Source organism: Synechococcus sp. R55.3 (assembly GCF_047461975.1).
In the GTDB taxonomy this organism is placed as follows: domain Bacteria; phylum Cyanobacteriota; class Cyanobacteriia; order Thermostichales; family Thermostichaceae; genus Thermostichus.
Genome location: NZ_JANSIG010000027.1, coordinates 1 through 14,087 on the forward strand (window position 1 = coordinate 1; position 14,087 = coordinate 14,087).

Consider the following 14,087-nt stretch of genomic DNA (forward strand, 5'->3'; position numbering starts at 1 on the left):
ATCTAAAAAAACCAACTTCATCCTCTTTCCTCTATAAATTACTCTCTCTATCCTAACATAAGATCAACACGACCTAGGACAAAGCGTTGAATGCGGAGGGCCAGAAGGCTTTTCTAAGGACTCCGTCTCGCCGGCGCGATCAGTAGCCCAGACGTCTCATCCTAGCCTGAAACAACTATAAAACTATTAAAGATCTATAAAGTTAAAGATCGCAACGCAAAATTCCAGATCCGCCAGATCCGCAATCCGCCCTGCGTCAACTCAAGATGGCCCCCTGTCGGCGGGCAAACTTCCGCAGCTTCTCGTCCATCCGCGCCCCCCGTAGATCCGCTTTGCAAAAGTTGGTAAAGCGCTTGCTCTTTTCTTCTGGGTATCGAGCCAAACGAACCCCACCGGCCATCGACCAGATCACCGAGCTGGCCACCACCAAGGCGATCCCAGCCGCTCCTAACGCATAAACCAAATTGCCCGTGGTCAGGCGGACAAGCAAAAAGGCCAGGATCCCTGAGCCCAGCAGCCCCCCCAAGCCTGTCAGGATCCCTCCCAACGTCTTGGCCGATCCAGACAGTTGGATCAAAACCCGCAGCCAGTAGGGTTGAGGGGTGTTGAAGAGGATGCCGCGCAGATCCGCCCCCTGCAAGTTGGCCCCTGAGAAATCGGCCCCCCGCAGATCGGCCCGGCGCAAATCATAGCCGGCCAAGTTTTGGTTGGCAAAGGACTTTCCCCGCAGATCCGCTCCCGCCATGGAAGGGATCCGCGGTGGGGTGGCCGGCTTGATCCGTCCGCCGCCTGTGATGCTACTGGCTCGGCCCAGTTGGGTGAAACCGGTGGTGCTCCCCCACTCAGAGGGGATGGATACCGGGCTGCTGGCTGTCATTCCCCCTGCGGTGGACGGAGGGAGGGGTGTGGGCACGAAACCGCCTGAGCGGCGCTTGGCCCAGTAGCCGGAGATCACCGATGTGCTGGGATTGGCAGACAGGGGAGAGCTGGGCAACACAATCGGCTGAGAGATCGGGCCGCCTGCCTCTTCCACCGGGATCCCTTGCAACGCCCGCAAGACCTCGGTGGCGGTGGCAAAGCGCTGGTTGATGGCCGGCTGCAACATGCGGTGCAGAATGGCGTCGAATTCCGGGCTGAGCTGCAGGCAATCCGACCAATCCCACTGTCCCGTTTCATGGTTATAAAACTTGGCCGGAGATTCCAACGTCATCAAGTTGATGCAGGTGGCAGCCAAGGCATAGAGATCGCTAGAGGGACCGACCGCCTGGCCGGCTACTTGCTCCGGGGGAGAAAAGCCAAGGGAGCGGATTGCTGTCACTTCTGCCGCCTGCTCCTGGGCTGGCCCCAGTTCCTTTACGGCCCCAAAGTCGATCAGCACCAGCCGCTGATCCTCTTTGCGGCGAATGAGGTTGGCAGGTTTAATGTCTCGGTGAACCGTGTTTTGGCTGTGGACATAGCTGAGGATCAGCAGCACCTCCTGCATCACCTGCCGGGTTTGTTCTTCGGAAAAGGGCCCATTGCGACGCATTTCTTGGGAGAGGGTGGTGCCCTGGATAAATTCCTGCACCAAGTAGAACTTGCCGCCTTCCTGAAAGTGGGCGTAGAGCTTGGGGATCTGCGAATGTTCGCCCAGGCGCTCCAACACTTGGGCCTCGCGATTGAAGAGCTCCTCCGCCAGCTTGGCCAGTTGCGGGGATCCCTCGACCGGGCGCAACTGCTTGATCACCCGCCAAGGTTTGGAGGGCATGTCCTCATCCCGCGCCAAAAAGGTAGAGCCAAATCCCCCCTGGCCGATGCGCTTGAAGGCCCGGTAGCGATTGCGCAGCAGGAGGGGATGGCCACAAGAGGCACAGGTAGAAGCGTCCGCCGGGTTTTCCGGGTGCAAACAGGCAGGGTTAAGGCAGTAGCAGTTGGGCATACCAGTTTGGGGTTACCGGCTGGCGATCCGGACAACCGAGACGGAGCCAAGAAGTCGGCAGGCAAGTTGTGAGAGATACATACAGGTTAGACCAAGAAGAAACAAATCTTGCACAACTGCCTCAGATAGGCTGATCTTAGCGTCTGCCCGCCCTGAGGTTAATCGGACAAATCGCTTAGGTTTTCGGCGGATGGGGTTTGGTGGAACAGAGGAGAACAACAAGGGCTGGACTGCCCTGCAGAGGGAAAACTTAGAATTGATGAATACAGCCATCTTCGCCTGTCATGTTTCCAGCGCTTTCCGGTGCCGCCATTCGGCAAACTTTTCTGGACTTCTACGCTCAGCGGGGCCACCAGGTGTTGCCCAGCGCCTCCTTGGTGCCGGAAGATCCGACGGTGCTGCTGACCATTGCCGGCATGTTGCCCTTTAAGCCCATTTTCCTGGGGCAACGGGATCCGGAGTACCCACGGGTTACAACGGCCCAGAAATGTGTGCGCACCAACGACATCGAGAATGTGGGCCGAACGGCGCGCCACCACACCTTCTTCGAGATGCTGGGCAACTTCAGCTTTGGCGACTACTTCAAAAAGGAGGCCATTGCCTGGGCCTGGGAGCTGGTGACGGAGGTGTTCGGCCTGCCCCCGGAACGGCTGGTGGTGAGCGTCTTTCGCGAAGATGAGGAGGCTTTTGCCCTCTGGCGAGATGAGATAGGGATCCCGGCCCACCGCATCCAGCGCATGGGAGAGGCGGATAATTTCTGGGCTGCCGGCCCCACTGGCCCCTGTGGCCCTTGTTCTGAGATCTACTACGACTTCAAGCCAGAGCTGGGGGATGAGCGGATCGATTTGGAGGATGACTCCCGCTTTCTGGAGATCTACAACCTGGTGTTCATGGAGCTGAACCGGGATAGCGAAGGTCACCTGATGCCGCTGGCCAAGCAAAACATCGACACCGGCCTGGGGTTGGAGCGGTTGGCCCAAGTGTTGCAGGGGGTGCCCAACAACTACGAGACGGACTTGATCTTTCCCATCATTCAAACGGCGGCTGGGATCGCCGGGCTGAACTACTCCAAGGCCGACCCGGAGCAGCAGATCTCTCTGAAGGTGATCGGGGATCACGCGCGGGCAGTGATGCACTTGATTGCCGATGGGGTGCTCCCTTCCAATGTGGATCGGGGCTATGTGCTGCGGCGGCTGATCCGGCGAATGGTGCGCCACGGGCGATTGCTGGGGATTGGCGAGCCCTTCACCATCCCGGTAATCGAGACCGCGATTCAGTTGGCCGAGGCTGCCTATCCTCAGGTGCGGGAGCGAGAAACCCTGATCAAGACCGAGCTGCAACGGGAGGAAGAGCAGTTTCTCAAAACCCTGGAGCGGGGGGAACGGCTACTGCTGGATTTGTTTACTGCCGTCGAATCTTCCCGCCGTGACAGCAGCTCGCCAAAGCAGATCTCCGGCGCCGACGCCTTCAAGCTCTTCGATACCTACGGTTTTCCGCTGGAGCTGACCCAAGAAATCGCCCAAGAACACGGCTTCAGTGTGGATCTGGAGGGCTTTGAACAAGAAATGGAGAAACAGCGGCAGCGGGCCCGCGCCGCCCACCAAACCATCGACCTCACAGCCCAGGGATCCCTGGACGAGTTGGCGGATTTCCTCAGCCAAACGGAGTTTTTGGGATACAGCCAATCTTCCGCCCGCGGCGTGGTCGAGGCCCTGTTGGTCGAGGGGAAATCGGTGCCCCAAGTGGAGGCAGGGCAAGCGGTGCAGATCGTTTTGGATCGCACGCCCTTCTACGCCGAGTCCGGCGGGCAAATTGGCGACCGGGGCTACCTCTCCGGGGATGGCCTGCTGGTGCGGATTGAAGATGTGCAAAAGCAAGGGGATCTGTTCGTTCACTTTGGCCATGTGGAACGTGGGATCCTGCGGGTGGGGGATCCCGTCCAAGCCCAAATCGACCTGGCCTGTCGGCGGCGCGCCCAAGCTCACCACACCGCCACCCACCTGCTGCAGGCGGCCCTGAAAAGAATTGTCGATCCCTCGATTGGTCAGGCGGGATCCCTGGTGGCCTTTGACCGGCTGCGCTTTGATTTCACCCTATCCCGGCCAGTCACCCCTGAGGAGCTGGAACAGATCGAGAACTTGGTGAACACCTGGATCGCCGAGGCCCATGCTGCTCAGGTGGCGATCATGCCCCTGGCCGAAGCCAAAGCCAGAGGTGCCGTGGCCATGTTCGGGGAAAAATACGGCGCCGAGGTGCGGGTAATCGACTTTCCGGGGGTGTCGATGGAGCTGTGCGGTGGCACCCATGTCAACAACACCGCTGAGATTGGCCTGTTCAAGATCATCGCCGAGACTGGAGTGGCTGCCGGGATCCGCCGCATCGAGGCCGTGGCCGGGCCGGCTGTGCTGGAATACCTGAACGAACGGGACAGGGTGGTGCGGGAGCTGAGCGCCCAATTCAAAGCCAAGCCCCAGGAACTGCCGGAGCGGGTTGCCGCCCTACAGGCGGAGCTGAAAGCTGCTCAGAAGGAGCTGGAGGAGGTGCGCAGCCAGTTGACCTTGCTACAGGCCGAAGGTCTGCTGGCCCAGGCGGTTGCCGTCGGAGATCTCAAGGTGCTGGTGGCCGAGCTGGGATCCACCACCCCTGAGGCCCTCAAAACCGCTGCCGAGCATCTGCTCCACAAGCTGGGGGAAGGGGCAGTGGTGCTGGGATCGGTGCCGGAAGCCGGCAAGGTCAGCCTGGTGGCTGCCTTTAGCCCTGCTGTGCAGCAACTTGGCCTGAAGGCGGGATCCTTCATCGGCGAGATTGCCAAACTCACCGGAGGGGGCGGCGGCGGACGGCCCAACTTGGCCCAAGCTGGGGGCAAACAGCCGGAGAAATTGGCAGAGGCTTTGCAGGTGGCCCGGGAGCGGTTGCAAGCGGAGCTGATCTCGCGCTAGGGGAGCGAAGCCCTTTTGAGCACCAACAGGCCGTCCATCAGCCACTACAGTCTGTTCAGTTTAGGGTGAGACACTCGGGCTATAGAGAGAAGCCTTCTGGCCGCGTATGGGGTTATGGGTTTAGTGTCCTAGTTTGAATCGAAATGACTATAAATCTTCGGCCAGTGGGGTTTCCGACATGTCTTCCAGGCTCAGTTGCACCTGCCGCTGCAGCGCCTGAATCGCTTGGTATTCCTGCTGGATGCTGGCCTGGTACTGGGCGGCCAGGGCAGTGTTGCCTTCGGAAAAGGCTTGATCCCACAGTTGGGTCCAGTAGCGGTAGCGCTTCTGGCGAATTTCCAGCTCCATGTTGGCAATGGCGGCCCGCACCACCATCCGTGGACGCATCAGGGCTACGCGGGTATTTTCGTCCAACCAGAGCAGATGGCTGAGGCGCTCGTTGAGCTGCTCATCTTGGGCACAGAGGGTGCGCAAAGCCGTCAGCAAAGTCTCTCCCCGGTCTTCCAGCTCCGGCTGAGCCGAGATCAGCTCCAAGATCCGCTGCCACAACTCGCGGTGGGGGCGAAAGCTAAATTGCAGCTCCCGCTCCAGCAAAGTTTGCCGAATTTCGCGGCGATACTCGCCAAAATGCAGAAAAATCTGCAAAAGATGGGACTCCGACTGCAAGAGTTTGGATCCCTTATTGAGGGAAGGTTGCCGGGGTTTGGCCCAGCGGTACTGCCGCACCGCTCGGCGCAGGTCTTCTTCCAAGTCTCGACTGAGGCGACCGTTGCCGCGGCTGAGCAATTCTGCCACTTTGTGCAAATACAAAGAGCGCCACTGTCCACCCAAACCGGCCAGCAGTTGCACAAGGGCTTGACGGGCCTGTTGAAAATCGGTGGCCCGGCTCAGATCCCGACCGGCCAACACCTGTTCAATTCGCCAATCCAGCCACAGGGGAGCTTGCTCGATCAGGGTTTGCAGTTCAGAAACCGCTCGCGTCGGCGGGGCCGAGCTCTTGTACTCCCGCAAAAACTCGTCAGCATCTTTGCCCTCAGGAAGGGTGAGAATGCGCAGCTCAATTTCTCCGCGCCGCGCTTGTTCTTCAACGGCTTCAATGGCTCGGTTGGCGGCGTTCAAACCGGCCCGATCCGCATCAAAATTGAGGATCAGCCGCTTCGATTGGGTGTAGCGCAGCAGGATCTTCACCTGGTGGGGCGTCAAAGCGGTGCCCATAGCGGCTACGGCATAGGCAACCCCCGCCTGATGCAGGGCGATGACATCGAAGTAGCCTTCCACCACCAGGACTTGATCGGCCTTGGCAATGGCATCGCGGGCAAAGTTGAGGCCATAGACCACCTGGCTTTTGTTGAAGAGCTCTGTTTCTGGAGAGTTGAGGTACTTGGGCTGTCCTGACTCCCCCAAGGCTCTGCCGGCAAACCCGATCACCCGCCCCTGCACATCGAAAATGGGCAGCATGATCCGGTTGCGAAAGCGGTCGTAGTGGCCGGATCCCTGCTGGCGGGGAACCAGCAATCCAGCCTCTTCTAAAAGTTTGACCGGTTGGCGCTTGTGGTTGACCAAGTATTCGTAGAGAGATTGCCAGCCGGGGGGAGCAAAGCCGATTTGAAATTTTTGCAAAGTTTCTTCGCTCAGGTGGCGGCTGTGCAGGTACTGGCGGGCGGCGGATCCTAGCTGGGATCGGAGGGCATGCCGATAAAAATCGGCAGCCATGGCCAAAATCTCCAGCAGCTTTTCCCGGTGGGAGAGCTCCCGCTCATCAAGGGATCCCAAGGGCTGCGCCTCGGGATTGCGGGTGGGCAGAGGTATGTGGTATCGCCGCGCCAAGTGGCGCACGGCCTCAGCAAAGGAGAGATGCTCGGTCTGCATGACAAAGCGCAGCACATCTCCCCCTGCCCCGCAGGAGAAGCACTTGTAGATCTGCTTGCTGGGGCTGACCTGAAAACTGGGTTTGTGGTCGTTGTGGAAAGGGCAAAGCCCAACGAAGTTCTTTCCCTGCTTGCGCAGCACCACTTTTTCGGCCACCACTTCCACGAGGTCGGCCTTTTGGCGCACCAACTGAATGAAATCGGGGGGCAGACCGCTCATGGCTTCGGGGGAGCCTGACCTTATAGTAGCCGGGGGAAACTCGACAGGCTGTCTTTTGACCTGGCCCAACGGGCTTGGGATAATGGGCGGGCCTTAAAGGCTAGTTTTCGGTCAGTCCCTGAGATGAAAATGCGAATGATCAACCTTTTTATCGGGCTTTTGGTGGCAGTATTTGCCCTCTTTTTAGGCCCGCAAATGGCTTCTGCTGAGCCTGATTTGGCCTTGGGAGCCAAGGTCTTTCAGGCCAAATGTGTGGGTTGTCACTTGAACGGGCGCAACACTTTGGTGGCAGCGAAAAACCTTTCTCTGGCGGCTCTTCATGAGTACCACGTAGACACCCCTGAGCTGATCCAGGCCCAAGTGAGAAACGGCAAAGGGGCCATGCCGGCTTTTGCCAAGATTCTCAAGCCGGAGGAGATCGAGGCAGTGGCAGCCTATGTCTTGGATCGCGCTGAGCACAACTGGAGTAGAGGCTAGTGTCCAAAGAGAGGACTCAAGATCCAGCCCTGCTCCAGGGGAGACCAGTGGAGCGGCTGCCTCACGAGCAGGGATGTGAAGGGAAGGGATCCCGCCGCAAAATCTTGTCGGTTGGCGTGGGAGCCCATGGCTTGGTGGCGGTGGGCATTTCTGCCCATGGGGTAGTGGCCATCGGCGTGGTGACCCACGGCATCCTCTCCATTGGCCTAGTGGCTATGGGGGCGCTCTCCTTCGGGCTGGTGTCGATGGGTTTGGCCAGCGCCGGCCTGGTGTCGATGGGCCTCTCCAGTTGGGGACAGCACAGCATGAGCGTAACGGAATCCCACGGATCCCATCACCACCCCTAGGTTTTGACCAACAAACACTGCATTTTTCTCTTTCTCTACAGGCTTGTAAGGAGCATCTGCGAATGTTCAGTCTGCAAAGTTACTTGACCCTGGCCAAGAAATCTCTGCTGGCCCTGGGAATGAGTTTTTTACCCCTTTCCTCTGCCTGGGCCCATGTCACCGTCCATCCCAAAGAGGCCCCGGCGGGCAGCTTTGCCAAGCTCACCTTTCGGGTGCCCCATGGCTGCGATGGATCCCCGACCGTGCGCCTGCGGGTGCAGATTCCGGAGGGATTCGTCTCTGTGAAGCCGATGGTGCATCCCCTGTGGAAAATCGAGACGGTCAAAAAGCCGCTGGAGACCCCCTATGAGTCGCATGGGAAGATGATTACCGAAACGGTTGCCGAGGTGATCTGGAGCGGCGGCTCGCTGCCCGATGAGTTCATGGATGAGTTCAGCATCAGCCTCAAGCTGCCGAATCGCCCCGGTGAGGTCATCCCCATCCCAGTGATTCAGGAGTGCGAGCAGGGCATGTACCGCTGGATTCAGGTGGCTCAGCCTGGCGAGGATCCCAACAGTTTGCCGGAGCCGGCTCCGCTGCTGAAGCTGACAGGTGGAGACAGTGGACATGGGCACGGCCACGGGCATGGACATGGGCATGGTCACGGTACCCGCTAAGCGGTCTGCTTAGGAGCATGTTTCATCCCAAAAGGGGTTTTGCTTGGATTTGGTCTGGGATCCTCTGCGCCTTGCTGTGGGTGGCCGGGATCCAGCCCGCTTTTGCCCATGCCAGCTTGCTCTCCACCTTCCCAGAGGATGGGGCGGTGCTGCAGGAAGCGCCGACACAGGTGCGGCTGGTCTTCAATGAGCCGGTGCGGATCACGCAACTCCAGGTTTTGGGTAGCAGCGGACGGGCGCTAGCTTTGGAAAACGTGGTGAGCACCGGCAACGCGCCGCAGGGGGATCTGCCCCAGGAGATCCCAGAGGGAGTTTACATCGTCAGTTGGCGGGCCATTTCTGCCGATTCCCATCCGGTGAGTGGATCGTTTGCCTTCCAGGTGGGGGCAGCCGATCCTGGGCAATTGCAGGCGGCGAGGACAGCTCACGCCCAAGGAAGGGATCCCTTGTACTGGCCGCTGGTGGGGGTACGCTGGGGGATCTACTTGGGCAGCCTCTTTGTGGTGGGGGTGCTGGGCTGGTGGCGACTGTTGCGGGGGCAGCGGAGCAGTTTCGCCGATTCTGATCGCGTCAGCGGGGCGGAGCCCTTATCTTGGGCTTTTGCGACAGCTTGGATCACCCTCAGCTTGACCGTGGTGGCCTTCAGTCTGCATTTGGCCCAGCTCTACCCTTACTTTAATGGGCGAGAGCTGCTGCGTGTGATGCTTTCTCCCTACGGTTGGGGTACAGGGCTGCGGCTGGTGGGGCTAGGAATCCTGATCTGGGCCTGTGAGGAAGGTGCCGCCTGGGGTGGTGGCATTGGATCGGTGTTGGTGATTGGATCGTTTTTGCCCATCGGCCATGCCCTTACCAGCGAGTATCCGGTGGGAACGGTAGCGTTGTTGAGTCTACATCTGGCCGGCTCGGCTTTTTGGTTGGGGGGGCTGTGGGGAGTGGATCGCCTGTTGAGCCGAGAATGGACTCCTCAATCGGCAGGGGTCGTCCAACGGTTTTCTGACGTGGCCACCTGGGCAGTGCCCGGACTGATCCTGGCAGGGGTGGGAATGGGTGGGATCCACCGCGGCTGGGACTGGGATCATCCGTATGGGCAGTATCTCTGGGCCAAGCTGCTGCTGGTGCTGATGATGGTGGGGCTGGGCGCCCACAACAAGTTTCGGCTGGTGCCGGCATTGCAACAGGGTGGGCAGACGGTGGGCCGGTCGCTGCGCCGGATCGTCCGCCTGGAGTTGGTGGGGCTGATGCTGGTGCTGGCCTTGACCAGCTTCCTGGTGGCCCAGGCTCCTCCCAGTAATGGAAGGCACGGCATGGGAGCCCCACTGGAGTCGGGCTTGCAGACCAGTTGTGAAGAGCGCTTGAACTGGCCGGAAGGCAGCCTGCACCTGAGGATTCTGCCCTGTCGTCCTGGGGAAAATCAAATTCGGGCTGAGGTGAAGGGAGTCCCGGCCCAGGAATTGACCCTTGGGTTTTCCCTGCCAGAACAGGGGATCCCCCCTCTACGCCGCACTGTAGCGCCGGATGGGCCTGGCCAATTTGTGGTGGAAAATGTGCCCCTAGCCCTGGCGGGGGAATGGCAGATCGAGGTGAGACTGCTGATCAGCGATTTTGAAGAGCGGCGAGGTCAGATCGCGGTTTCTCTCTGACTGAATTGTTACAGACATTGAAGATCGCGAAAAGAAAAAGCAGAAAAAGACCCTGGATAGGAGCTGTGGATTGCTCCGCCCAAGGGCGTCTGCCTGTGGCAGAATCGAGCCAGCTTGCAGTGGCAAAAGGCTGCGCCGCTCAGGGACTGACTTGGCCATGGAAGACAAGATCAGAGCGGGAAGTGTGCTCAGGGGACGCTATCGCATTCTCCATCCCCTCGGGGAAGGGGGATTTGGCATAACCTACAAGGCGGTGGATCAAGACACCTTCGATAGCCCCTGCGTCGTCAAGCGCCTTCGCCCCCTCTCCACGGATCCTTATACACTGGCCACGGCTCGCAAGCTCTTTGAACGGGAAGCCAAGGTTCTCAACCAGCTCAACCACTTCGACCAAGTGCCCCGCCTTTTGGCCCACTTCGAGCAGGATCAGGATTTTTACTTGGTGCAAGAGTTTGTTGCCGGGCATGATCTCAGCCAGGAGCTGATCCCGGGCAAGCCGCTGAGCGAGGCCGAGGTTTTGAAACTGTTGTGGGATATTTTGGAGATCCTGCGCCATGTACACGCCCACCAGATCGTCCATCGGGATATCAAGCCGGCCAACCTGATGCGCCGCGATGCCGATGGCAAGTTGGTGTTGATCGACTTTGGGGCAGTCAAGGAAGTGGGGCGGTTGGTCAGCCATGCCCCCGGCCAAACTCAGTTGGCGACCGTGATTGGCTCGGTTGGCTACATGGCGCCCGAACAGCTCAACGGCAAGCCCCAGCCCTGCAGCGACCTTTACTCTGTGGGGGTGTTGGCCATCCAAGCCCTCACCGGTCGTCCCCCCCACAAGATCCGGGATGATCCCCGCACCGGCCAACTGCTCTGGCGGGATTTGGTTCAGGTCAGCGAGGAGCTGGCCGAGATTTTGGATCGCCTGATCTGCCCCCACTGGCAAGAGCGCTTCCAGTCCGCTGCTGAAGTGTTGGAGGCGCTGCGGCCCCTGTTGCCTTTTCCCCAAGAGGCGACGCTCGGCGATGTTTCGGTGGATCAGGTTTTGGTGACGCGCCTGTTGGCCCGCGGACAGGAGAAAGCCCGCCAAGGGGATTTCCAGGGGGCGATTGCCGACTGTACGTTGGCCATTCAATTGGATCCCCAAAATAGCCGCGCCTACAGCCAGCGGGGCAGCGCCCGCTACAAAAGTGGGGACTTGGCAGGGGCCATCGCAGATTACACCCAAGTCATTCAACTGGCAGGGGACGCCCGCGCCTATTTCAACCGCGGCATTGCCCGCTACCGGCTGGAGGACTACGAGGGAGCTGTTGCCGACTACACCCAGGCTCTCGGCCTCAACCCACAATGGGCGGTGGCCTACTACAACCGTGGCAATGCTTACCGGCAACTCAATCAGCAGCAGCAGGCCATCGAAGACTATTCGCGGGCCATTGAGCTCAACCCGGAAGATGTGCGGGCCTATTTCAACCGCGGCGTGGTGCGCGGCCATCTGGGAGATGCGCAGGGGGCAGCAGCCGATTTTTCCGAGGTGATCAAGCGGGACCCTCAGGACGGGGAAGCCTACTTCAACCGGGGAGTGGCGCGGGTCCAGTTGTCAGATTTGCAAGGGGCCGTCGAGGACTACACCCAAGCGCTGCAGTTGGATCCTCGCCACGGCAAAGCCTATTACCACCGGGGCCTGGCCCGGCAAGCGTTGGGGGATCCCCAGGGGGCTGTTGAAGACTTTTCTCAGGCCATATCGCTGCGGGCTACTGAAGCCACCGCTCGCGTCAGCGGGACGGAGTTCTTAGCGGATCTCTACTTGCAGCGGGCCATGGCCTACCTGAGCAGCAACACCCTGGAGCCGGCGCTGGCCGATTGTGAACAGGCTCTCCGTCTGGATCCCAACCTGTCGCGGGCCTATCTCTGCCGGGGCTTGGCTCGCCAGGGGCTGGGGGATCCCGGCGGCGCTCTGGCAGACTTCAACCGCGCCCTGGAGCTGGATCCCCAAATGGCCAAAGCCTACCTCAACCGGGGCATTGCCCACCTGGACTTGGGCAACATTGAAGCGGCTTTGTCCGACTTGAACCAGGCCATTGCTTTGGATCCCCAAGATGCCAGTGCCTACAGCAGCCGCGGGCGAATCCATTGGCTGTTGGGGGATCCCCTGGCGGCTCTGCAGGATTACACGGCTGCCCTGGAGCGGGATCCGCAGAACCCTCAGCTCTACTTCAACCGCGGCCAACTCCATGTTGAGCGGGAAGATTGGCCGGCAGCCTGTGAGGACTTCTCGCAGGTGTTGCAGTGGGCGGCGAGGCCTGGGATCCCACGCGGGCCGGAGCTGCTGTTGAATGCCCATCTATGCCGCGGTATGGCACGGCAACGGTTGGGGGATTGGCAGGGAGCGCTGGCCGATTTCGACCAAGCTCTGCAAGGGGATCCTCAGTCGGGCTTGGCTTATTTCCATCGCGGCCAAGTGCGGGCTGCTCTGGGAGATGGGCTGGGGGCCATCCAGGATTACCACCAGGCTTTGGCGCTGGGGGTGGCAGTGGCCGAGGCGGATATCCGCCGAGATCTGGCGCGGGCCCAAATCCAGACGGGAGATCTGCAGGCGGCCTTGGAGCAGTTGAACGAGGCGGTGCGCTTGCAGCCGGAACGGCGGGATCTGCGCCAAGAGCGAGCTGAGTTGTGCCGACAGCTGGGCCGGTGGCCAGAGGCCATTGCCGACTACAACGAGGTGTTGCGGCAGGATCCTCAGGACTGGACGGCTTGGCTGGGACGGGGCATGGCCCATGGACAGGTGGGCAACTGGGATTCCGCCATTCAGGATCTCAGCCGGGTTTTGCAGCAGGATCCTGACCACAGGGAAGCGCTGTGGCACCGAGGACAAGCCCTGCAGCAGTTGGGTCAGACCGAAGCGGCCTTGCAAGATCTAAACCGTCTGCTGCAGCGGGATCCCCAACACAGGATGGCCCGCTTGGCCCGCGGCTCTCTGTTGTTGACGTTGGCGGTGCGCGGCACCGATGGCCCTACCAACCGTGCGGAGCAGGATCGCGTCAGCGGGACGGAGTCCTTGGAGCTGGGGTACTACGCGCAGGCTGAATCCGACTTCGACCAAGTCATCCAGGAAGAGGCCCAAGACGGGGAACAGTCCCGGCAGCTCTATCTGGAGGCCCACCTGAAGCGGGCCCAAGTCCGCCGCCTGCGCCACAACCTGGAGGGGGCAATAGCCGATTGGGATCGGGTCTTGGAGCTGGCCAGCCCAGGGGATCCAGAAGTGCTGGTCACCGAAGCCCTGTTGTATCGGGGCTTGTGTCGCCAAGAGAGGGGGGATCTGGCTGGGGCGTTGGCCGATTTCACGGCGCTGATCCAGCAGCAACCGCAGGCTTCTCAGGCTTTTGCTTTGCGGGCAAGGGTGCATCTGGCTTTGGGGGATCAAGAGGCGGCATTGGCGGATCTCAACCAAGCTCTGAGCCTCGACCAGAACTGGGGGGTGGCCGATGCTGCCCTGGCCTACCGTCAACGGGGGGATCTACACCGGCAGGCCAATTGCCCTGAGCTGGCCATTGCCGACTACACGCAGGCCCTGGCCTTGAACCCCCAGGAGCACTCTGCTTTGCTCCACCGAGCTCTCCTGTGGGATGGCGAGGGACAGACGGACAAAGCGATAGAAGACTACACCCGACTGCTGCAACTGGAGCTGGATCCCCAGGAGCGGGTCTGGGTTTTGAACAACCGCGGCTGGGCCTACGCCCAACAGGGGGATTTTTCGGCGGCCATCCGCGACTACGACCAAGCCATAACACTCTGCACTGCTGACGCGAGCGATAGGGATCCCTGCCACCTCAAGGCCCACCTCAACCGCGCCCTGGCCCGGACTGCCCTTGGGGATTGGCAGAGAGCCTGCCAGGATTTCCAGGCTGCCCTCCAGATGCAAGGGTACGAAGGTCGGCTTTTGGAAGACGTTATCGCTAGTTATTTCAAAATAGGTTGAGACACTTCCCAAAGGCTCCGCGCCGTCGCCGCGGCCACCTCCAACCTCTCTTAGA

General features: G+C 60.3%; 8 protein-coding genes. 6 read left to right on the forward strand and 2 right to left on the reverse strand.

Annotated elements, in window-relative coordinates; genetic code table 11:
* Positions 1-256: 256 nt before the first annotated feature.
* A complete protein-coding gene (locus NW849_RS06135; RefSeq protein ID WP_414356615.1) occupies positions 257-1,918 on the reverse strand; it encodes a protein kinase domain-containing protein in 1,662 nt (553 codons plus the stop codon).
* A 284-nt stretch (positions 1,919-2,202) separates the two neighbouring features.
* On the opposite strand from NW849_RS06135, the gene alaS reads away from it, so the two are divergent.
* Positions 2,203-4,857, forward strand: a complete 2,655-nt coding sequence (alaS, locus tag NW849_RS06140; protein ID WP_414356616.1) for an alanine--tRNA ligase — start codon at positions 2,203-2,205, stop codon at positions 4,855-4,857.
* 147 nt (positions 4,858-5,004) lie between these two features.
* Here alaS and dnaG read toward each other — a convergent pair whose 3' ends face one another.
* Positions 5,005-6,945, reverse strand: coding sequence for a DNA primase (dnaG, locus tag NW849_RS06145; RefSeq protein ID WP_414356617.1), 1,941 nt, complete (start codon positions 6,943-6,945; stop codon positions 5,005-5,007).
* Positions 6,946-7,080: 135 nt separating this feature from the next.
* Here dnaG and NW849_RS06150 point away from each other — a divergent pair, with 135 nt between their 5' ends.
* From NW849_RS06150 to NW849_RS06170, 5 genes are all read left to right on the forward strand, one after another.
* Entirely contained in the window at positions 7,081-7,422 is a 342-nt protein-coding gene (locus tag NW849_RS06150) for a c-type cytochrome (RefSeq protein ID WP_011433133.1), read from the forward strand.
* Between the two features lie 47 nt (positions 7,423-7,469).
* On the forward strand, positions 7,470-7,769 hold the full coding sequence (locus tag NW849_RS06155) for a hypothetical protein (RefSeq protein ID WP_414356619.1): 300 nt from the start codon (positions 7,470-7,472) through the stop codon (positions 7,767-7,769).
* A gap of 62 nt (positions 7,770-7,831) precedes the next feature.
* Positions 7,832-8,425, forward strand: coding sequence for a YcnI family protein (locus NW849_RS06160; protein ID WP_414356620.1), 594 nt, complete (start codon positions 7,832-7,834; stop codon positions 8,423-8,425).
* A gap of 17 nt (positions 8,426-8,442) precedes the next feature.
* The gene (locus NW849_RS06165) at positions 8,443-10,065 is read left to right on the forward strand and encodes a copper resistance CopC/CopD family protein (RefSeq protein ID WP_414356622.1); all 1,623 of its coding nucleotides are present in this window, start codon (positions 8,443-8,445) and stop codon (positions 10,063-10,065) included.
* A gap of 157 nt (positions 10,066-10,222) precedes the next feature.
* A complete protein-coding gene (locus NW849_RS06170) occupies positions 10,223-14,032 on the forward strand; it encodes a tetratricopeptide repeat protein (protein WP_414356624.1) in 3,810 nt (1,269 codons plus the stop codon).
* Positions 14,033-14,087: the final 55 nt, after the last annotated feature.